This window comes from Microbacterium sp. ABRD28 (genome assembly GCF_003850245.1).
GTDB lineage: Bacteria > Actinomycetota > Actinomycetes > Actinomycetales > Microbacteriaceae > Microbacterium.
On record NZ_CP031015.1, the window covers coordinates 1,185,291 to 1,205,866 of the forward strand.

Genomic DNA, 20,576 nt, shown 5'->3' on the forward strand with positions numbered 1-20,576 from the left:
TCCAGATTTCGTCCAGTGAAGGAGACCGAACATGGCGACGTATGACCCGTTCCGTGACCTCGACCGTCTCGCGACGAGCTTCTTCGATGCCCGTCGCGGTCCTCGCCGCATGCCGATGGACCTCTACCGCGACGGTGACCACTATGTGCTCACCGCCGACCTGCCCGGCATCGACCCCGGCTCGGTCGACATCGACGTGGACGGCCAGCTGCTGACCATCCGCGCCGAGCGCACGCTCAGTGCCGGTGACGGCGTGAAGTGGATCACGCGCGAGCGTGAGGCCGCGAGCTTCGTGCGACAGCTGAACCTCGGCCAGGGCATCGACACCGACCGCATCGCGGCCAGCTACAGCAACGGCGTGCTCAGCGTCACCATCCCGGTGAGCGAGAAGGCCAAGCCACGCAAGATCGAGGTCGCCACCGAGAACGGTGCGCAGGTGCTGCAGGCGCACGAGACCGCTTCGGCGTCGAGTGCGGTAGATCACCCGCAGCCGGTCGAACAGTAAACCGCGTCCGTCGACGGCGCACCTCGCGACGCCCCCGTCGGGTCCTCACTCGGCGGGGGCGTCGCGCGTCCGGAGCTTGGTGGTGAGTTCGCGCAGTTGGGCGAGCTCGGACTCGTTCAGCACCGACATCCGCTCCGCGATGTGGGCGGCATGAACCCGTGCCACGTCGCGGAATGCGCGGGCGCCCGCCTCCGTCGCCCGGACGAGCGACCCGCGTCCATCATCGGGGTCGGGGCGCTTCGTGACGTATCCGCGGGCGACCATCCGGTCGACGAGGCGCGACACCGAGGGCTGGCTGACGAGCATCAGGCGCGTGATGTCACGCAGTCGCGCGGTCATGTCGGGCGCCCGGGTCACCGTCAGGAGCACGTCATACTCGCCCTGCTGCAGCGGCGCATCGCTGAAGTCGCGGCCCAGATCGGCGAACAGCTCGTGCTGCGCACGAAAGAGGCTTTCCCATGCCTCGACGGCGAGGCGACGATCGTTCACGGCCCCAGGGTATCCGGTGGCGGCGACGCCGCCATCTAGGCTGAGCGCATGCCGCGAACGCGTCGGATCACCGCCACGGTGTTGACGGTCCTCCTGGGGGTCGTCGGCCTCGTCGGCTTGGCGGTCTCCGCACAGCCCGCCTCCGCCTCCGGCGACCTCGACGACTTCGTGTTCGAGAGCATGCACGCCGAATACACCCTCGGCCGTGAGGATGGCGACACCAGCACCCTTCGCGTCGTCGAGACGTTCGTCGCGGTCTTCCCCGAGGATCAGAATCGCGGCCTGCGCCGGGAGATCCCCGCCGATTACAACGGTCAGCCCACCTTTCCCGACCTGGTCTCGGTCACCGACGAAGAGGGCAACCCGAGGCCGAGCGAGGTCGAGACCGACGGGGACTGGATGATCGTCACATCCCGCGCCGACGACTTCCTCTCCGGCCGGCAGACATTCGTGTTCACCTACACCCTGCGCAATGTCACCGACTTCTTCGCCGACACCAGCGACGAGTTCTACTGGGACGTCAATGGCAACGGGTGGCGCCAACCCTTCGGTGAGGTCACGGCCACACTCGTGGTGCCTGCCGACCTGGCCGGCGCGCTCACCGGAGCGCACGCGTGCTACGTCGGGAGGTTCGGCGCGGAAACCACGTGTCCGATCGAGGTCTCCGACAGCGGGGAGGGCGCCGTCGTCACCGCCGGCGCCCGTGATCTCGCACCGACGGAGACGCTCACGATCGCGGTGGGATTCGAGTCGGGCACCTTCGCCCGATTCGATGACTCCTACCTCGCGTCGGGCTGGGGGTGGGCCCAGGGGGTGGCCGGCATCGCCGGCCTCGGTATGCTCGGCGCGGCGATCGTGGTCAATCGCCGGTCGCTGAGGAACGAACCCGGGCGACCGACGATCATCGCGGAGTTCACCCCGCCCCCCGGCATCGACGCCCTGGAGAGCGCGCTGCTGCTGGGCAAGACGGCGAAGGCGATCCCGGCCGAGGTGCTCGAGCAGGCGGTGGTCGGAAGCATCCGGATCCTCGAAGGGGAGAAGCGGTGGTTCGGGAGCGCCAAGCTGCAGGCGGAGCTGATCGACGCCGGCCGCGCCGACCGCGATGGACGGATGCTGCTGGAAGGCCTCTTCGACGAGGAGCTCCGACCCGGCGAGATCTACGAGTTCGGCGGCAACGACACCCATTTCTCCCGCACGGCCCAGAAGATCCTCGCGGCGGGGCGCAAGGAGCTGAAGAGCCGGGGGCTCTATCGCACCATCCCGGCGCGGGTGCGGGCATGGCCGATCGCCGGCGCACTGCTGATCGGAGTGCTCATCGTGCTCTTCGGGGTGTTCGCTCTGGCAGGGTCGGTCGACCCCCTGCTGCCGATCGTCATCATCGTGCTCGGGTCGGGGCTCACGATCGTGACGGTCGCGGTGCTCTCGACGCGGCCGTTGAGCGCGACCGGCGCCGAGGTGCGCGACCACCTGGAGGGTCTGAAGATCTTCATCGAGTGGGCGGAGGCCGATCGGATCCGGATGTTGCAGACTCCGACCGGTGCCGAACGGCGCCCGGTCGACACCGGCGACCCTCGCGAGATGCTCCACCTCTACGAGCGGCTGCTCCCGTACGCGGTGGTCTTCGGCCAGGAGAAGGAGTGGGCGAAGCAGCTCGCCATCTACTACGGCGACGACACCCCCGGCTGGTACGTCGGTACGGCGGGGTTCAACGCCGCGGCCTTCTCGGCGGGCATCAGCAGCCTCTCCGCCACGGCGGCGGCGTCGTCGAGCTCAGGCGGCTCGAGCGGGGGAGGCTCCGCGGGCGGCGGGGGCGGCGGCGGTGGGGGCGGGGGCGTCTGACGCATCGCAGCCCGGGGCCTACCCGATCCCGCGGCAAAGCGGAACCCCTCCCGCTTCTCATCTGAGGGGGGCACGGTGGAGTCATGGTCGTCATCGGATTCCACGCCTCGCACGAACAGATTCCGCCGAGCGCGCTCCTGCGCGATGTCCAAGGAGCCGAAGCCGCCGGCTTCGACGCCGCGATGTGCTCCGACCACCTGTCGCCGTGGGGTGTCCGCCAGGGCGAGTCGGGGTACGCGTGGTCGTGGCTGGCTGCGGCCCTCGCGACCACGCGACTGTCGTTCGGCGTCGTGACCGCCCCCGGGCAGCGTTACCACCCGGTGGTCCATGCGCAGGCGATCGCGACGCTGGGAGAGATGTTCCCGGGCCGATTCTGGGCGGCGCTCGGCAGCGGTGAGGCGATGAACGAGCACGTCACCGGCGACGAATGGCCCGAGAAGGACGTTCGCAACGCCCGTCTGCTCGAGAGCGCGACCGTGATGCGGCGTCTTCTGGCAGGCGAGGAGGTCAGCCACGACGGCCTCATCCTCGTCGATCGTGCGCGAGTGTGGTCGAGGCCCGAGGTGCCGCCCCCCTTCCTCGCCGCAGCGGTGAGCACACAGACCGCCCGCTGGGCGGGGTCGTGGGCCGACGGCTTCGCGACGGTCGCCCAGGCCCCCGAGGTGCTTCGCGACGTCCTCGACGCCTACCGCGAGGGCGGCGGAGCAGGCCCCCTCGTGCTGCAGGTGCACGTGAGTTTCGCCGAGACCGACGCCGAGGCCATCGCGCTCGCGAAGGACCAGTGGCCGAACGGGCTGGTGTCGCCGCCTGAGGCGTGGGACTTCGAGCAGCCCGAAGACTTCGATCGGGCCGTCGGCGAACCCGATGAGGCCGAGCTCCGCAAGGCGGTGCTGGTCGATCACGACCCCACCGCGCTCGCCGAGCGGATCGCCGAGCTCGTCGACATCGGGTTCGACCGGGTCTACCTCCACCACGTCGGGCGCGATCAGGCCGACTTCCTCGCGGCGTCCGAGCGCAGCATCCTTCCCCGCCTCCGGGAGCTCGTATGAGGATCACCGACACCAGCGACCTGTGGTGGAAGAGCGCGGTCATCTACTGCCTCGACGTGGAGACCTACTTCGACTCGAACGGTGACGGCATCGGTGATCTGCAGGGGCTCGCGGCGCGGATCGACTACCTCGCTCAGCTCGGCGTGACCTGTCTGTGGCTGATGCCCATCTATCCGACTCCCGATCTGGATGACGGCTACGACGTCGCCGACTTCTACGGGATCGATCCGCGGCTGGGGTCTTTCGGAGACTTCGTCGAGGTCATCCGCACCGCTCGCGACCGGGGCATGCGGGTCATCGTCGATCTGGTCGTCAACCACACCTCCGATCGCCATCCCTGGTTCCTCGCGGCCAAGCGGAGCAAGAACTCGCCGTTCCGCGATTTCTACATCTGGCGCAGCGACCCGCCGCCGAAGGGTCAGAAGAACCCCGTCTTCCCGGGCGAGGCCGACGGCATCTGGAACTACGAGGAGAAGACCGAGGAGTGGTACCTCCACAGCTTCTACCCGCACCAGCCTGACCTGAACATCGCCAACCCGAAGGTGCGCGACGAGATCGCGAAGACCGTCGGGTTCTGGCTGCAGCTGGGGGTGTCGGGGTTCCGGGTCGATGCCGTGCCGTCGCTGCTCGAGATCCCCGAGATGGCCGATCCTCATCAGTACCTCCGGAACGTGCGACAGTTCCTGCAGCGGCGGTCGAGTGAGGCGGTGCTCCTCGGCGAGGTCAACCTGCCGTATGACGAGCAGGTCGCGTACTTCGGCGGTGAGGACGGCGACGAGCTGACCATGCAGTTCGACTTCGTCGCCATGCAGCGGCTCTATCTGTCGCTGGTGCGACACGATCCTGCGTCCCTCATCGAGGCTCTCTCGTCACGGCCCGACCTGCCGGTCGAGGCGCAGTTCGCCAACTTCGTGCGCAACCACGACGAGCTGACCCTCGATCAGCTGAGCGAGGACGAGCGCCAGGAGGTCTTCGAGGCGCTCGCGCCCGACGAGAGCCAGCGGATCTACGGGCGAGGCATCGTGCGGCGGCTGCCGACGATGCTCGGTGGTGATCCCCGCCGCATCCGCATGGCCTACAGCCTGCTGTTCACCCTTCCGGGCACCCCGGTGCTCTTCTACGGGGAGGAGATCGGCATGGGCGAGAACCCCGAAGACAAGAGCCGAGAGGCGGTGCGGACGCCCATGCAGTGGTCGGGGGAGCGGAACGGGGGATTCTCGGATGCCGCGCCGTCGCGTCTTCCCGCGGCGGTGCCGGGTGACGGGTACGCCCCGGAGCACGTCAACGTGGCCGACCAGATCGAAGACCGCGACTCGCTGCTGCACTTCGTCCGCGGTCTCATCGCGCGATACCGCATCTCGCCGGAACTCGGCTGGGGCTCGCTCGAGGTGATCGAACACGATGTGCCTGCGGTGATGGTGCACAAGCTCGCGGCCGACGTCGGCGCGATGGTCGCCGTGCACAACTTCGCCGACGTGCCGGCCACGATCTCCTTCGCCTTGCCGGATGAGCCGGAGGGGACCCGGCTGGTCGATCTGCTGGCAGCCGACCGGATGCCACTCGACGGGAAGGGGCGCATCGAGATGGAGATCGCCCCGTACGGGTTCCGCTGGTTGCGCGTCTCGCGCCCGGGGGACGGACGGGTCTCCTGAGGAGATCCCGGGAACGCGGCTGCGCGATCGAGATCGGCGCGACGCGCGGTTAGCGTGGCCGGGTGAGAACCGCACGCCGGAGCCGAGCGCGCCTGATCTGGACGGTCGTCGCCCTCCTGGTCGCCGCGTTCGCGGCGGTGCTGCCCCACCTCGATGTCCTCGTCGGAGGACTCGTTCCCATCGCCCAGGCGCTGATTCCCGTGGGCGCCATCGGGTTGCTGGTGCTCGCCGTGGTCCCGCTGTTCTTCCGAGCCTGGGCGGCGGCCGTCATCCTCGTCGTCGGGGCGGTGCTGGCGGGGCTTCCCGCCCTCACTCCGCTGCGCGCCGGGACGGAGTGCGCGGCGGACGCGTCGATCACGGTCGTGGCCTTCAACGCGAAGTTCGCCGGAGCCGACCCCGCCCTGCTGGCCGCGCGCATCGCCGACGCCGACGCCGACATCGTCGCCCTGGTCGAGACCGATGAGGTGCACATCGAGGCCGTGCTGAGGGAACGGGGGCTCGCTGCAGCGCTGCCGCACCGCACCCGGGAGACGACGGAGGGCGGGGTGAGGGGCAGCGTGATCCTTTCGGCGTTCCCGCTCCGCGGTGAACAGGACATCTCGGGGAGCGTGTTCGATCAGGTCACCGCGGTCGCGACGTTGCCCGGGGGTGACGAGGTTCGGGTGGCTGCGGTGCACCCCCCGCCTCCGGTGGGGCAGCCGGTCGATTGGCGGACGGCGATCGGCGCGCTCGATCGCTGGATCGGCGAAGCACCGGATGAGCGCCTCATCGTCGCGGGTGACCTGAACGCGTCGTATGCGCATCCGGGGTTCCGTGAGCTCGCGTCATCGCTGCGGAGCGCGGCCGAGGCGGCCGGACCGATCCCGTGGCCGACGTGGCCGCAGGAGAGGCCGGTGCCGGCATTCACGGCGATCGATCACATCCTCGCGCGCGGTGCGGTGCCGACAGGGTGGGACAGCTTCTCCGTGCCGGGGAGCGACCACCGCGGGGTGATCGGCGACTGGGCGATCTGCTCGGGGTGAAGGCCGCACAAGTAAGGGCCGGTCGGGGAGGCTCCCGACCGGCCCTTGTCCCTTGCACCAAGAGTGTCCTGCAATCACATGTCGGTAGCTGCCACAGCAAAACAACTACCGTGCGAGCACTCTATAACGGGGAGATAACGAAAGGGAAGGGCTGGCCGTTACCTTTTCGTGATTCTCAGGCGATGCATAACATGCAGGCGCGCGGCGAAAGAGTAAGGGCCGGTCGGTGAGGCTCCCGACCGGCCCTTGTCCCTTGCACCAAGAGTGTCCTGCAATCACATGTCGGTAGCTGCCACAGCAAAACAACTACCGTGCGAGCACTCTATAACGGGGAGATAACGAAAGGGAAGGGCTGGCCGTTACCTTTTCGTGATCGATCTCCGCCGGTCTAGGAGAGCACGTCCTTCGTCGCGAATCGGAGCATCGCCGCCGCTCCGAACACGGCGATGTAGCCGCCCTGCAGGAGGGCATTGGCCGCGAACGAGTCCCAGATGACGGGAGAGCGCAGAAGGTCGCCGAAGTCGAGCCACCGGTCGGTGAAGAGCCACGGGTGCAGGGCGTCCAGCTGGGGGATCGCCCCGACGATCTGCGCGGCGACGGCGAGGATGGCCGTCGCCGCCATCGCACCGATCGGCACCGTGGTCAGGGTCGAGAGGAAGAGGCCGATCGCCGAGAGGCCGACAAGCGAGATCGATGCGTAGGCGCCGACCGCGAGCAGTCGCAGCAGTCCTTCGCCCATCGACACCTGGGCGCCCGACACGAGTGTGACCGGCCCGATCGGGAACAGGATCGCGCCCACGATCGATCCGACGATCACCACGGTGAGGGTGGCGGCCACGCAGAACACCACGGCGCTGAGGTACTTGACCAGGAGAAGACGGATGCGACCGGCGGGCGCGATCAGCAGATAGCGGAGCGTCCCGTGGCTCGCCTCGCCCGCGATGGCGTCGCCGGCCGTCACGCTGACGGTCAGCGGGAGGAAGAGCGGGATCGCCACCGTGAGAGCGGCCAGCCCGACGAACAGCCCGTTGTCGGTGATCTGATCCAGGAACGCGGGGCCGCGGCCGGGGTCCGAGCCGCCGACGAATCGGATCGCCACGCCCAGCAGGAGGGGGATGAGCGCCAGCGCGCCGAGCATCGCCCACGTGCGCCACCGTCGGAACTGGACCGACAGCTCACTGCCCAGCAGCGCCAGCGTCCCCCATCCCCGAGGGGCCGACGACCGCGCCACGGTGGACTCAGGCGACGACATCGAAACCCTCCCCGGTCAGCTCGACGAAGCGCTGCTCGAGGCTCTCGGTCACGACGGCGAAGCCCCGCACGCGGACACCGGCCCCGACGAGAGCCGCCACGATCGCCTCGGGAGAGGCCGTCTCCGGCAGGGATCCGGTGAGTGTTTCGCGGTCGGACGAGGCATCCGAGGCATCCGTCTCGACACCGAGCGCGGCGAGCACCCCGCGCGCCGATGCGAGGTCGGGGGTCTGTACCCGCACCCGCGCCCGCGCACCCGAGCGACGGAAGTCGTCGAGGGTGCCCTGGGCGACGAGGCGGCCGCCGCTCATCACGCCGACGTGGGTGCACAGCTGCTCGACCTCGGCGAGCAGGTGGCTGGAGACGAAGACGGTCGTGCCGTCCGCTGCGAACGAGCGGATCAGCGCCCGCACTTCGCGGGTGCCCTGCGGGTCGAGACCGTTGGTCGGCTCGTCCAGCACGAGGAGGTCGCGCGGCATGAGGAGTGCGCTCGCGAGCCCGAGGCGCTGCTTCATGCCGAGCGAGTAGGCGTGAGCCTTTTTCTTCGCCGCGTGGGACAGGCCGACGCGGTCGAGCGCGGTCGCGACCCGCTGTCGGCGCGTACGACCGGACGAGTGCCGATCGGCGGCGTCGAAGCGGCGGAGGTTCTGCTCACCGGTGAGGAATGGCGAGAAGGCCGGACCTTCGACGAGGGCGCCCACCCTCGGCAGGACGGTGTCGAGCGAGCGCGGCATCGCCTCTCCGAGCACCTCGGCGTCGCCGCTGCTCGGGCGGATGAGTCCCAGGAGCATCCGGATCGTCGTGGTCTTCCCCGACCCGTTCGGCCCGAGGAAGCCGAAGACCGAGCCGCGGGGAACGGCGATGTCGATGCCGTCGACCGCGGTCTGGCTGCCGAACCGCTTCGTGAGGCCGCGCGTCTGGACGGCCAGCTCTCCGGAGCGGGTCTCGTCAGGACGGGTCGTCACCGGCGGGCGTCAGCGTCCCGCGACGTCGACCAGGCGCTGAGTGGGCACGGCGCCGACGAGGATCCGCCCGTCGTCGGTGATCATCACGCTCACCAGAGAGGTCTGGACGACCCGGCCGCCGTCCACGGCGGTGGTGACGCTGTCGAGCATCGCCTGCTGTTCGGCGTCCATCCCCGGGTTCGCCAGTTCGACCACGGCGGACCAGCCCTCACCGACGACGCGGGGTGCCGTCTCCTCCTGCGGCGTCGAGAGCTCGCCCTGTTCCCGGTCGATCGGAAGGGGCACGTCCTTCTCGGTCACCTCGAGGCCGGCGGCGGGTTCGAACGCGAAGACGCTCGCGTCGGGGGCCGAGAAGTCGACCTGCGTGAACGCGACCTGGAAGGCGGGCTCGGTGGCACCCCGAGCGGTGACGGAAGCCGAGAGGGCGACACCGGTCTCGCCATCGATGGCGAACCGCACGTCGCCGACCAGGGTGTCGTCGGTGCGGGGTGTCAGGACCAGCTCGTAGACCTCGCGTCCGGCGACCCGCGCGTCGGTGCCCACGGTCACCTCGGTGCTCTCGTCCAGGCGTGCGAGCGCCTCGTCGAGCATCTCGTCGGGGGTCGGCAGCGCGTCGCCGGCCTCGGGCTTCTCGGCGCCCTCTCCGTAGGTATCCCGCAGCTCTTCTTCGTCCGGCAGCACCAGCTTGGTCGCCGACTGGCTTTCGCTGTCGACGTACCAGACCTCGCCGGCCGCGCCGTCGACGTAGACGTTGCGCTCACCGAGTCGATCGAGCACCTGGAGACGTGCGCTGTCGCCGTCGAGATAGACCTTCGCGGTGTGCGAGCCGGTGACGAGTGAGACCAGATCCTCGATTTGCGCCGATGATGGGCCGTCGCCGGCGCCTTCCATCGGTCCGGTGAGGGCACCGATATCGGGTAGGCCCAGCTCCGACTTCTGCTCGATCGTGCCGCTGAGCGCCTCGACATCGCTCGCGCCCGCGAATGCGATGAGCTCTCGCGGGGTCTTATCGGGAAGATCGACGGCGCCGCTGGCGGCCATCGGCACGGCGATCGCCGCACCCGCGAGCAAGGGCACGGCCACGACGGAGGTCCAGATCACTGGACGACGAACGCGTGCGCGAGGGCCGGGGCTCATGCGACTAGGCTACGCCGGTCGGGGGATTCCGACCCGGGTCACGGCGAACCCTCAGGATGCCGCGCGTCGCGCAGCGGCGAGATCACGACGACGAGGGCGGCGACGGCGAAGATGCCGGCGGCGACGCCGATCGTGGGCTGAAATCCCAGCCAGGTCATGAGGACGCCGGCGAAGAGCGCTCCGAAGAAGAAGACGACGCGGTTCATCGTGCGGATCGTGGAGTTCATCCGTCCCTGAATGCTGTCCGGGGCGACGGCCTGGCGGTAGGAGATGTCGTTCGCGTCTTCGAGTCCCATGCCCAGACCGGAGAGAAGCTGGACCAGACCGACCACGACGAGCACCGGTGCGGTGCCGCTGGCGGCGGTCAACGGCGCCAGCGCGAGGACGAGCCAGGGGATGGCCACAAGAGTGCGTCCGAGGAAGATGGCGCGTCCTGCGCCGAGGCGCGCACCGACGCGCGGTGCGATCAGGGCGCCGGCGAAGCCGCCGATCCCCCCGGCGGCGAGGGCGAGGCCGAACGCCCACGAGGGCAGACCGAGCTCACGCAGGACGTAGACCGCGAGCACGGTGGTCACGATGCTGTTGGCCAGGAACCACACGTGAATCGAGATCGCGAGAGGGCGCAGCGTGCGGTGCCGGTAGGTGTAGCGCATCCCCTCGACGATGTCGTGGCCGACGTGTCGTCCCGGAGGGCGCGGGGCGCTTCGTGGCTCGGTGATCGCGATGCGGGATTGCAGGATCGCGGCGATCGCGTTGATGACCGCCTCGATCACGAACAGGATCGAGGGCCCGACGAGGTTGAGGAGGAGACCGCCGAGGGCGGGTCCTGCGGTTCCCGCGACGGTTTCGCTCTGGCCGAGGCGCGCATTGGCCTGGACGAGAGAGCGTCGCGGCACGATCCGGGGGAGGAGGGGTTGCGCGGCGGAGTCGGCGAACAGGGTGAGCACGCCAAGGGCCAGGGTCACGACCGCGAGAGTCCAGAAGTCGAGAATGCCCGTGACGAGGAGGATCGCGAGGACGACGAAAGCAAGAACCCGTCCGATGCTGGTGAGGACGAGTGTGCGCTGCCGTCGCCAGCGATCCATGAGGGCGCCGACGATGAGGCCGAGGAACAGGTAGGGCACGACGCTGAGGGCGCTCAGGATGCTGATCTGGGCGGGCGTCGCGGCGAGAACGGTGACGATGATGACCTGGATGGCGACGGTCGCCATGGAGCCGCCGACCGCTCGGAGAGTGGACGCGCCCCAGAAGTAGGCGAAGGGTCGCAACCGCAGGATCTCGCCGTCCCGACCGGCTCCGTCGCGCATCCCCACAGACTAGGTGTTGCCCCCGAATGTCATCCTTTCGGGGGACGCGAAGCGTCTGCGCCCTCTTCTAGCCTGATCGGCATGACTGACGTCCTGGGCTGGGGAACCGTCCTGCTCGTGCTCTGCATCCCCGTCGTCTTCGTCGCCGTGGGCGTCGCCTCGCTGCGGCACCGCGCCGACGCCGACGGCTCGCCGTCGTCATCCGGGGGTCTTCTCGGCTTCGACGAACTGTTCCACCCGGCTGCTCACGACGCACGGCTGGCGTGGGAGTCCGAGCAGCAGATCCCCGTTCCCGCCCCGACGCCCGATCGTGGTCCCGGTGTCATCGCGGACGGGAAGACGATCGTCATCGACGTCGGCGACTGAACGACCGGTTTCGGATGTCAGATCCGGGGACTACCGTCCCACCCATGGCGATCGATGAGCGCACGCTGGCCTGGATGCTCGACACCGACCCCGCTCTGCGGTGGCAGGTGGAGAAAGATATCGCCCACGCGCCGCCCGAGATCTGGCAGGCCACCCGGGCGCGCGTGCCTCGCGAGGGGTGGGGTGCGCTGCTGCTGTCGACGCAGGACGCCGACGGGCAGTGGGCGGGGGGTGCGTACTTCCCGGCGGGATACTTCGACAGCGAGGAGGCGCAGCAGCCGGGTCAGCCCTGGAATGCCACGACGTGGACCCTGAAGGACTTGCGCGAGTTCGGCGTGCCCGCCGATGCTCTCGGCGACACCGCCGAAAAGCTCGCGCAGAACAGCCGCTGGGAGTACGACGACCTGCCCTACTGGGCTGGTGAAGTGGACGTCTGCATCAACTCCTTCACCCTCGCCAACGGGGCCTGGCTGGGCGTCGACATGTCCGGACTGGCGGAGTGGTTCCGCGAGCACCGCCTGGCCGACGGCGGATGGAACTGCGAGGCCGAGGAGGGCGATTCGGTACGGTCGTCGTTCCACTCCACGTTGAATGCGCTGCGCGGCCTCCTCGCCTATCAACGGCTGACCGGCGACGGCACGCTCACCGAGGTGCGCCGCACGGGAGAGGAGTACCTCCTGTCTCGGAAGCTTCTGTACCGGGCGTCGACCGGTGAGCCGGTTGCGCCCTTCGCCACCCACTTCCTCTTCCCGAATCGCCACGTCTACAGCGCGCTCGCGGCGCTCGACTACTTCCGCGACGCCGCGGAGTACGACGGCCTCCCACCTGACGAACGACTCGCCGAGGCCATCGAGGTCGTCCGCGACCAGCGACAGCCCGACGGAACCTGGATCCAGTCACGTCGCCTGCCCGGACGGGTGTGGTTCCACATGGATGTTCCGGAGGGTGAGCCGTCCCCATGGCTGACGCTGATCGGCACCCGGGTGCTGGCGTGGTGGGATGCGGCGCACGACGTCGCTGTCGCGTGAGCCGAGCGTCTGGGGCGTCAGCTTTTCGCGCCGGTGAGGGCGAGCGTCCCGCCGAGGCCGATCATCATCACGCCACCCGTACCGGACATCGTCGCCATGCGGCGGGGTGAGGTCGCGAAACACGCTCGCGCGGTTCCGGCGGCGAGCGCCCAGGCGCTGTCACAGACCAGGGCCAGCGCTTGGAAGATCAGCCCGAGCACCAGCAGCTGCGCCCAGACGGCGCCCGCTGCGGGCTCGACGAACTGGGGCAGGACCGCCACGAAGAAGGCAATGGTCTTCGGGTTCGTCAGTCCCACGATGAACCCCTGGCGAGGCGATCCGACACCGCCACGAGCGCGTCGGTGCCGCGTCGACGCCTGCCGTCGGCACGCGGCGACTGCTTCAGGCACCCGATGTCGGCGAGCGGAGCACCCGGCCGGGTCAGAAGAGCGATCAGCTCGTCGCGCTTTCCGGGCACGGCGCCCAGCGTTCCCACGTTCACGAAGGTCATGCCGTGGACGATACCCGCGACCACCCCCACTGGCGTCGGGCGATGCGTCCGGAGCTCACGGGTCGGCGTGCCACGTGGTGCTGACCGCCTCCGAGACCATCGGATAGCGGAAGAGCTGCGCCTGCTCGATCAGCCGACGCGCCCGGCTTCAGCCCTCCGCCGCCACCGCCTTGCGGATGAGCCCGCGGATCTTCTTCTCCGCAGCCTCGGTCATCTCGAGCAGGGCGAACGAGACGGCCCACATGTCGCCGTCGTCGATCGCGGCGTCCTCGGCGAAGTTCACCGTGCCGTACCGGGTGTCGAACTTCGACGCCGGCTGGTAGAAGAGGATGTTCTTGCCGTCCTGGGCATAGGTGGGGAACCCGTACCAGGTCTTCGGGTCGAGGCCGGGTGCCTCTTCACTGACCATGACGTGCAGGCGTTCGGCGATGACCCGATCGGTCTCGGGCAGTTCGGCGATAGCGGTGAGGCACGCTTCGAGCTCCTTCGCCTTCTTCGCGGCGCCCTTCACGCCCTTCATCGACCGCAGCTCCTCGGCGCGCTGCTGCATCGCCGCGCGCTCGGTGTCGCTGAACCCGGACTTCGTCGTGGAGCTCTCCGGTGCCATCTCAGGCATCCCCTCTCTGCTGGAGGCGGATCAGATTGCCCGCCGGGTCTCGGAACGCCGCGTCGCGGACGCCGTAGTCCTGCTCGATCGGCTCTTGGACGATGTCGGCGCCCGCCGCCTCGACGCGCTCGAAGGCGGCGTCGAGGTCATCCGTGGCGAGATTCACCCCGAAGTAGCTCCCCTTCGCGATGACGCCGAGCAGCATGTCGCGCTCGTCGTCGGAGATGTCGTTCCCGACGGCCGGCGGGTGGAGCACGATCGCGGTGTCGGGCTGGCCTGCGGGGCCGACGGTGATCCAGCGCATGTCCTCATAGCCGACGTCGAGCCTGACCTCGAAGCCGAGCACATCGCGATAGAAGATCAGGGATGCCTCGGGGTCGGTGTGCGGCAGGAAACTCGAGTGAATCGTGATGTCCATGGCTTCACGCTAGAGCCCGCGTCATCGCGGCGCTTCTCGATTCCTGATCGGTCTGGTCACCTGCCGGGCGATGCAGGGCAGCATCCCGGGCCGGAACGGCGCGCCGCGCTCACGATAGACGCTGGGAGGCACACCGACCAGCTCGGTGAAGCGCGTGCTGAAGGTGCCGAGCGATTGGCATCCGACCTCGAAGCAGACCTCCGTCACTGTGAGATCGCCGCGACGCAGGAGGGCCATCGCCCGTTCGATGCGACGCGTCATCAGATACGCATACGGCGACTCGCCGTACGCGAGGTGGAACTGGCGGCTGAGGTGTCCTGCCGACATGTGCACGCCGCGGGCGAGGGCGCTGATATCGAGGGGCTGGGCGTACTCGCGGTCCATCCTGTCTCTCACCCGGCGCATCAGCACGAGTGTCTCGAGGTCGGGTCGCTTGCCCACGCCCCGATGATCGCACGAGGCGACCGGGTCGTGTCGACCGCCGCTTCGTCACTCCTTGTCGATGATGGCGTCTTCCGCCGTGGCCATCGCCGCCGCGCCCTCCTCCGGGGATTCCGAGCCGGCGTCGGCCGCGGAGTTCTTCTCTCCGTCCGCGAGGGGCTCGGAGCTGCCCGACCGGTCGTCGCCCGATCGGTCGTCGGTGTCGTTCTTGTCGGTCATGCTGTCTCCTGATCGTCGTCAGCCCGAGGGGTTGTCCACGGGGCGGTCGTCCTCATCGGTGGTCTCGGGCTGCGTGTTGTCATGGATGTCTCCTGTGATGTCGTTTCATACGCCGCGTTGTGCGGCGGGGTCCTGCGGGGTACGAGGTCACAGGCTCCGGCGCTGAGCGACGAGCGGGCAGTCGAAGGGGTCTCGTTCGCCGAGGCCGACGCGGTTGATGTAGCGCACCACGATCGTGTACGACGCGAGCAGACCCGTCTCGGTGTAGGGGATGCCGAGCCGGAGACAGTAAGCGCGGACGATCGGTGCCGCGTGGCGAAGGTGCGGGCGCGGCATCGAGGGGAAGAGATGATGCTCGATCTGATAGTTCAGGCCCCCCATGAACGTGTCGACGAAGCGACCGCCACGGATGTTGCGGCTCATGAGCACCTGGCGATGGAGGAAGTCGAGCTTGAGCCCGGCGGGCACGAGCGGCATCCCTTTGTGGTTGGGCGCGAACGACGCGCCCATGTACACCCCGAACACGCCGAGCTGCACGACCAGGAACACCACGGCGATGCCGGGTGAGAGGACCAAGAACACCAGCGCGAGGAATCCACCGATCCGGATCGCGAGGAAGAGGATCTCGACCCAGCGGCGCTCGACGGGCTCGCGCCTCAGCACTCGCGCGAGCCCCGACGCATGAAGAGAGATCCCCTCGAGCAGCAGCACGGGGAAGAAGAATGCTCCCTGGTGGCTCACCAACCATCTCGAAACCGGTCCGCGGCGCCGTTGCACCTGTTCGGGCGTGAAGGAGATCACCGGCAGTTCGATGTCGGGATCCGAGCCGATCTTGTTGGGGTTGGCGTGGTGTCGGGTGTGTTTGTGTCGCCACCACCCGTAGCTCATCCCCACCAGCAGGTCGCCGATCACCAGGCTCGTCCAGTCGTTCCACCTGCCTGAGACGAAGATCTGTCGATGAGCGGCGTCATGACCGAGGAAGGCGATCTGGGTGAAGATGACAGCGAACACGACGGCGGTGAACAGTTGCCACCAGCTGTCGCCGACGACGATGAACGCAGCCACTGCGGCGGCCAACGTCAGCGGCAGGAGCACGAGCTTTGACCAGTAGTAGCCGTACCGTCGTCGCAGCAGTCCGGCGCCGCGGATGCGCGCGGAAAGTGCGGTGAAGTCGCTGATCCCGGTGCCGCGCACCCGGGCGGACGAGCCCGTCGACATGACGTCGGCTTCAGTCATGAGGTGCTCCAGTCCACGCGTCTACGTGCTCGATCGGGGAGAAGCGACCGAGGTCTGGGGCAACTTGTGTTCAGGCTACGTCCACGCTGCCGATACGGCAAGGGAACCGGGTACGAGGGAGGTGGCGATCGCCGGACTCAGACGGTGAGACGGCCGGTGATGATCGCGTCGGCGACGTCGCTCAGACGAGTCTGTGTGCTGCGGGCGTGGGCGCGGATCCGGTGGAACGCCGCTTCCATGTCGATGCCTTCGAGCTGGGCGACGTAGCCCTTCGCCTGTTCGATGACCACCCGGCTGTCCAGAGCCCGCTGCAGCTGCGCCTGGGCGAGAACGGATTCTTCGACGGTGCGCTGCTGGAGGATGCTGATCGTCGCGATATCGGCGAGGGTCTTCGCTGCCGTGGCATCGGGCTCGTTCAGGGCACCGATCCGCTCGCCGAACAGGTTCAGCGATCCGATGGTGATGCTTCGCAGCCGCATCGGGATGGCGTGCATCGAGGCGAACCCCGACTCCGTCGCCGCGCTGGCGAAGGCCGGCCATCGGTCGGAGATGTGCGAGAGATCCGGGACCGAGACGACCTGACCTGTGGTGACCGCTTCGACGCACGGTCCCTCTCCGATACGAAGCTGCATCAGACCCACGAACTCGCTGCGCTCACTGGTCGAGACGATCACCTCCAGCTCGCCCCCGGGCCCGCGGAGCAGGATGCCGGCGGCGACGATGTCGAAGATCATGGTGCACTCGTCGATGAGCACCTGCAGAAGCTCGACGACGTCGAAGTCGTCCACGAGCGAGTCAGCCAGCGCCGCGACGGTGTGCAGCAGCTGATCTTCCCGGGTGCTCATATCAGGATTGTAGGTCTCGGGGTGGGTTGTCGAAGGTGATGCGGCGGGCGATCACGTCGACGGCGACGGCGCGGACCGTGCGCCCCGAGGAGAACGCGTGGGCGCGGAGCACCACCAGCGCGTCGTCGACACCGATCCGCAGTTGCGCGGCGATCATGCCGGACGCCTGATGCATCTCGCGACGCGAGTAAGGGCCCTCCGACATCCCCTCGTCAGCGCTGTCCAGGTCCTGCAGCACGCGTCGGAGGACCTGATGGGCCGCGATGGACGCCAAGACCGAAACGTCTTCGACCAGGGCGGGGGCCAGCGGCCGAGCCGTATGCGAGAAGAGGTCGACCGAACCGACGCTGAGATCGCCCACATGCATGGGAAATGCGAAGAGCGCGCCGATCCGCAGCGATCGGAACGCCTCTCGGGCGGCGGGCCAGTTCGATCCTCCGCCGCGCTGGATATCGGATTCGAGTACCGGATGCCGCGTGCTCAGCGCTTCCCAGCAGGGGCCCTCGCCGAGGTCGATCTGGATCTCATCGATCCGGGCCGCGACGGCATTGCTCGCGCACACCGTCTGGCTGCCGAGCGGTCGACCGAGCGTCGACAGCGCCGCCCCCGCGACGCCGGTGACGCCGACGAAGGGGGCGCAGAGGTCGTCGCCGGGATGCGTGGCGGCGGTCAGGCGCGCAACGGCGGCATCGAAAGTATCCGATTCCGGCCCCTGCCGTGGTGAGGTGGCCATCGCTTCCCGTCCGGACATCGCAGATGAGGGCGACCGACGCGACCGCGAGCGCCCCGACGGAGCCGCCGGGTGCACGTCGAGCCTACTCTCGAACGTGCCGGCAGGGGTGCGGAGCGCGCGCGACGCCGAGCGCCTACGCTGGCGACAGATCCGAAGGAGGCGCAATGAGCGCGACCCCGTCTTCGCCCCTGCGCGACCGACCCTGGCTGAGCTCCTACGCGCCGGGGGTGCCTCACGAGATCGATCCGGTGACCGAGACACTCGTCGACCTTCTCGACGGCGCGGTGTCGCGGTACGGCAGAAAGGTCGCACTGGAGTTCTTCGGCGCCGAAACCCGGTACGACGAGCTGGGCGAGCAGGTCTCGCGGGCGGCGAACGCCCTGCGGAAGCTCGGAGTGCGGGCAGGCGATCGGGTCGCCCTGGTGCTTCCCAACTGTCCGCAGCACGTCGTGGCGTTCTACGCCGCACTGCGACTGGGGGCGATCGTGGTCGAGCACAATCCGCTCTACACCGCCCGTGAGCTGCGCCATCAGTTCGAGGTGCACGAGGCGGTCGTCGCGATCGTGTGGGACAAGGTCGCCGATGTCGTCGCCGACTTCCCGCGTGACATCGCCCCCGCGGCGATCGTCGCCGTGCGCATGCCCGATGCCCTGCCGTTCGGAAAGCGGGTGGCGCTCCGTCTGCCGGTCCCGGCGGCGCGTGCATCGCGGGAAGCGATGACGTCGACGCCGACGGCGAAGGGCATCCTGTCGTGGTCGCAGCTGGTGAAGGCCCGTCGACTGCCGAAGTCGCACCCGCGTCCTGCCCTCGACGACGTCGCACTGCTGCAACTGACCAGCGGGACGACCGGCACCCCGAAGGCGGCGATCCTCTCGCACCGGAACCTCCGGTCCAACGCCGCGCAGGGGCGTGCGTGGGTGCCGGGACTCGCCGAGGGAGCCGAGACCTTCTACGCCGTGCTGCCCATGTTCCATGCGTACGGCCTCACCCTGTGCCTCACCTTCGCGATCTCGATCGGCGCGCGGATCGTGCTGTTCCCGAAGTTCGACGTCGACCTCGTGGTCGCCGCCGCCAAGACCTCGCCGCCGACCTTCCTTCCCGGAGTTCCGCCGATCTACGACGCCCTCGCCCGGGCGACCCAACGCAAGAACGTCGATCTCACCAGCATCCGCTTCGCCATCTCCGGGGCGATGAGCCTTCCGGTGCCGACCGTGACGCGGTGGGAGGAGGCGACGGGCGGTCTTCTCGTCGAGGGCTACGGCATGACCGAGACCTCGCCTGTCGCGCTCGGCAACCCGATCGGCCCCTCGCGTCGCCCCGGCACGGTCGGGGTGCCCTTCCCCAGTACCGAGATCCGCGTCGTCGACCCGGATGATCCCGCCGTCGACCGCCCGATCGGCGAACCCGGCGAGCTGCTGGTGCGCGGGCCGCAGGTCTTCCAGGGGTACTGGCACCGGCCCGACGAGACCGCGGCGGTGCTGCTGGAGGATGGGTGGCTGCGCACCGGCGACATCGTCACCGTCTCGCCCGACGGATTCGTCACCGTCATCGACCGGGTCAAGGAACTCATCATCACGGGCGGATTCAACGTGAGCCCGAGCGAGATCGAGGGGGTGCTGATGATGCATCCGGATGTCGCCGGCGCGGCCGTCGTGGGCATGCCGCGCGCCTCCGGAGGCGAAGACGTCGTCGCAGCGGTCGTGCTGAAAGACGGCGCGGTCTTCGACGCCGGATCGCTCCGGGACTTCTGCCGGTCGCACGTCACCGCGTACAAGGTGCCCAAGCGCATCGTCGAAGTCGACGACCTGCCCCGTTCGCAGATCGGCAAGGTGCTGCGCCGCGTCGTGCGTGAGGAGCTCCTCGCCCGCTGACGCCTGCGCTCGGCCGGCGGCTCAGCGCGGGACGTGGATGCCGACGAGGCGCTCCGACACGTCCCAGAGCTGTCGCGCGTCGTCGAGGCTCTGGAGTGGCGCCCAGAAGTCCCCTCCGACCGACCCTTTCTCCGCGAGAGTGCGCGTCGCAGCCAGGGCCTGTCAGTCCGCCCTTTTCTCGCTCCCCGCCAGCGCCGTCCACAGCGCGACCCACTGCCGCGCCGTCAGATCTCTCGGGAGCGCCGCCCGCTCTACGTCCGCACGCGCGAGCGCGCACCGCGCGATTCTGCGCTCGATCCGCGCGGCGCCCGCGACGATGTGGTCGAGACCGCGTCCTCTCCCGGAGAACACCGCCGCCACGAACCTCTCGTAGCTTCGACGTGCCGTGCCGGGGAGCAAGGGGTCGTCGCGACGAGTGATGGTGAGGATGCCGCCGTCGACGGTCGGTGCGGGGGTGAATCCCGACCGCGGGATTCTGCCGTGGAGGCCGAACGTGAACCACGGCCCGCTCTGCGCGGTCATCATCGTCTGGCCGCCGACACCCGCTCGTTTTCGTGCCACCTCCCACTGCGTCACGAGCACCGCGTCTGTCCATCGCGTTTCGCGGAGCAGGCGGCGAAGGATCGGGGTGGTGAGGTGGAACGGGATGTTGCCGACGATCACCGGCTCCCGAAACGGATGACGCAGGGCGTCGGCCTGTCGAACCGTGACACCGGGCAGGGACCCTGCCAGACGGTGTGCCCGGTGCTCGTCGATGTCGATGGCCGTCAGTCGACGCCCCGTCGCCGCGAGCCGCCGCGTCAGGGCGCCGTCACCGGCACCGATCTCGAGGATCGAACCCCGCGTGCCGCGGACGAGACTGTCGATCCGGTCGATCGACGGTGTATGGATGAGGAAGTTCTGGCCGAGTTCGTGTCGGCCGCCGTGCTGAGAACGAGGCATGGGCGTGCTCCGATGAAAAGGGGAGCACCCGGTGCGGGACGTGGAGAGGCGGGATACGCCGAGGCGCCCGTCCGAGTGCAGAAGGACTCGGAGGAGACGGCGCGATGCGACGAAGCGGTCGCGCCGTCAGGCGCGGCGGTCGCGGACCAGAGCGGTGAGCGCCA

At 68.9% G+C, this 20,576-nt stretch carries 21 protein-coding genes and 2 pseudogenes; 8 read left to right on the top strand and 15 right to left on the bottom strand.

Translation table 11 applies throughout. The features are described from left to right. The first annotated feature begins 31 nt into the window (after nucleotides 1–31). The gene (locus DT073_RS05830) at nucleotides 32–505 is read left to right on the top strand and encodes an Hsp20/alpha crystallin family protein (RefSeq protein ID WP_124292537.1); all 474 of its coding nucleotides are present in this window, start codon (nucleotides 32–34) and stop codon (nucleotides 503–505) included. Nucleotides 506–550: 45 nt separating this feature from the next. Here the strand turns inward: DT073_RS05830 and DT073_RS05835 are convergent, their stop codons facing one another. After that, complete coding sequence (locus tag DT073_RS05835; RefSeq protein WP_124292538.1) at nucleotides 551–994, bottom strand: MarR family winged helix-turn-helix transcriptional regulator; 444 nt, start codon at nucleotides 992–994, stop codon at nucleotides 551–553. A gap of 48 nt (nucleotides 995–1,042) precedes the next feature. On the opposite strand from DT073_RS05835, the gene DT073_RS05840 reads away from it, so the two are divergent. The 4 genes from DT073_RS05840 (at nucleotide 1,043) to DT073_RS05855 (ending at nucleotide 6,556) form a co-directional block, all read left to right on the top strand. Beyond that, nucleotides 1,043–2,833 carry a DUF2207 domain-containing protein gene (locus DT073_RS05840; protein WP_124292539.1) on the top strand — a complete coding sequence of 597 codons (1,791 nt, stop codon included), beginning with the start codon at nucleotides 1,043–1,045 and terminating at the stop codon, nucleotides 2,831–2,833. 83 nt (nucleotides 2,834–2,916) lie between these two features. After that, nucleotides 2,917–3,882 (top strand): TIGR03885 family FMN-dependent LLM class oxidoreductase, encoded by a 966-nt coding sequence (locus DT073_RS05845; RefSeq protein ID WP_124292540.1) that lies wholly within the window; start codon nucleotides 2,917–2,919, stop codon nucleotides 3,880–3,882. Further along, nucleotides 3,879–5,534 carry an alpha-amylase family protein gene (locus DT073_RS05850; protein WP_124292541.1) on the top strand — a complete coding sequence of 552 codons (1,656 nt, stop codon included), beginning with the start codon at nucleotides 3,879–3,881 and terminating at the stop codon, nucleotides 5,532–5,534. The genes DT073_RS05845 and DT073_RS05850 overlap by 4 nt, the downstream gene beginning before the upstream one ends. Nucleotides 5,535–5,596: 62 nt before the next feature. Next, nucleotides 5,597–6,556, top strand: coding sequence for an endonuclease/exonuclease/phosphatase family protein (locus DT073_RS05855; RefSeq protein ID WP_124292542.1), 960 nt, complete (start codon nucleotides 5,597–5,599; stop codon nucleotides 6,554–6,556). A gap of 388 nt (nucleotides 6,557–6,944) precedes the next feature. Here DT073_RS05855 and DT073_RS05860 read toward each other — a convergent pair whose 3' ends face one another. Genes DT073_RS05860 through DT073_RS05875 form a run of 4 tightly spaced genes read right to left on the bottom strand, consistent with a single transcriptional unit; the run spans nucleotide 6,945 to nucleotide 11,216 of the window. Further along, the gene (locus tag DT073_RS05860) at nucleotides 6,945–7,808 is read right to left on the bottom strand and encodes an ABC transporter permease (protein ID WP_124292543.1); all 864 of its coding nucleotides are present in this window, start codon (nucleotides 7,806–7,808) and stop codon (nucleotides 6,945–6,947) included. Beyond that, the gene (locus tag DT073_RS05865) at nucleotides 7,795–8,772 is read right to left on the bottom strand and encodes an ABC transporter ATP-binding protein (protein ID WP_124292544.1); all 978 of its coding nucleotides are present in this window, start codon (nucleotides 8,770–8,772) and stop codon (nucleotides 7,795–7,797) included. The genes DT073_RS05860 and DT073_RS05865 overlap by 14 nt, the downstream gene beginning before the upstream one ends. Nucleotides 8,773–8,781: 9 nt before the next feature. Beyond that, on the bottom strand, nucleotides 8,782–9,909 hold the full coding sequence (locus DT073_RS05870) for a LolA family protein (RefSeq protein ID WP_124292545.1): 1,128 nt from the start codon (nucleotides 9,907–9,909) through the stop codon (nucleotides 8,782–8,784). A 38-nt stretch (nucleotides 9,910–9,947) separates the two neighbouring features. Then, a complete protein-coding gene (locus tag DT073_RS05875) occupies nucleotides 9,948–11,216 on the bottom strand; it encodes an MFS transporter (RefSeq protein ID WP_124292546.1) in 1,269 nt (422 codons plus the stop codon). 81 nt (nucleotides 11,217–11,297) lie between these two features. Here DT073_RS05875 and DT073_RS05880 point away from each other — a divergent pair, with 81 nt between their 5' ends. Continuing rightward, entirely contained in the window at nucleotides 11,298–11,582 is a 285-nt protein-coding gene (locus DT073_RS05880) for a hypothetical protein (RefSeq protein ID WP_124292547.1), read from the top strand. Between the two features lie 44 nt (nucleotides 11,583–11,626). After that, entirely contained in the window at nucleotides 11,627–12,610 is a 984-nt protein-coding gene (locus DT073_RS05885) for a squalene cyclase (RefSeq protein WP_124292548.1), read from the top strand. Between the two features lie 17 nt (nucleotides 12,611–12,627). On the opposite strand, the pseudogene DT073_RS05890 reads toward DT073_RS05885, so the two are convergent. From DT073_RS05890 to DT073_RS05925, 9 genes and pseudogenes are all read right to left on the bottom strand, one after another. Next, nucleotides 12,628–12,921, bottom strand: a pseudogene (locus DT073_RS05890) (LysE family translocator); the annotation flags it as partial. Further along, nucleotides 12,897–13,100: a hypothetical protein gene (locus tag DT073_RS15965; protein WP_205783140.1), complete on the bottom strand. Its 204-nt coding sequence runs from the start codon at nucleotides 13,098–13,100 to the stop codon at nucleotides 12,897–12,899. The gene DT073_RS15965 and the pseudogene DT073_RS05890, both read right to left, overlap by 25 nt. Nucleotides 13,101–13,248: 148 nt before the next feature. Then, nucleotides 13,249–13,707, bottom strand: a complete 459-nt coding sequence (locus tag DT073_RS05900; RefSeq protein WP_124292549.1) for an iron chaperone — start codon at nucleotides 13,705–13,707, stop codon at nucleotides 13,249–13,251. A gap of 1 nt (nucleotide 13,708) precedes the next feature. Then, entirely contained in the window at nucleotides 13,709–14,125 is a 417-nt protein-coding gene (locus tag DT073_RS05905) for a VOC family protein (RefSeq protein WP_124292550.1), read from the bottom strand. A 21-nt stretch (nucleotides 14,126–14,146) separates the two neighbouring features. Continuing rightward, nucleotides 14,147–14,530, bottom strand: a complete 384-nt coding sequence (locus tag DT073_RS05910; RefSeq protein ID WP_124294374.1) for a helix-turn-helix transcriptional regulator — start codon at nucleotides 14,528–14,530, stop codon at nucleotides 14,147–14,149. Nucleotides 14,531–14,614: 84 nt separating this feature from the next. Beyond that, nucleotides 14,615–14,785 carry a hypothetical protein gene (locus DT073_RS15820; RefSeq protein WP_164478151.1) on the bottom strand — a complete coding sequence of 57 codons (171 nt, stop codon included), beginning with the start codon at nucleotides 14,783–14,785 and terminating at the stop codon, nucleotides 14,615–14,617. A 147-nt stretch (nucleotides 14,786–14,932) separates the two neighbouring features. After that, complete coding sequence (locus DT073_RS05915; RefSeq protein ID WP_124292551.1) at nucleotides 14,933–16,021, bottom strand: fatty acid desaturase family protein; 1,089 nt, start codon at nucleotides 16,019–16,021, stop codon at nucleotides 14,933–14,935. Nucleotides 16,022–16,158: 137 nt separating this feature from the next. Beyond that, entirely contained in the window at nucleotides 16,159–16,866 is a 708-nt protein-coding gene (locus tag DT073_RS05920; RefSeq protein WP_124292552.1) for a GAF and ANTAR domain-containing protein, read from the bottom strand. Nucleotide 16,867: 1 nt separating this feature from the next. Further along, nucleotides 16,868–17,599, bottom strand: coding sequence for a GAF and ANTAR domain-containing protein (locus tag DT073_RS05925; RefSeq protein ID WP_124292553.1), 732 nt, complete (start codon nucleotides 17,597–17,599; stop codon nucleotides 16,868–16,870). A gap of 164 nt (nucleotides 17,600–17,763) precedes the next feature. Between DT073_RS05925 and DT073_RS05930 the strand changes: the two genes are divergently transcribed. Beyond that, entirely contained in the window at nucleotides 17,764–19,470 is a 1,707-nt protein-coding gene (locus DT073_RS05930; protein WP_124292554.1) for a long-chain-fatty-acid--CoA ligase, read from the top strand. 198 nt (nucleotides 19,471–19,668) lie between these two features. On the opposite strand, the pseudogene erm reads toward DT073_RS05930, so the two are convergent. Then, nucleotides 19,669–20,412, bottom strand: a pseudogene (erm, locus tag DT073_RS05935) (23S ribosomal RNA methyltransferase Erm); the annotation flags it as partial. Between the last annotated feature and the right edge of the window lie 164 nt (nucleotides 20,413–20,576).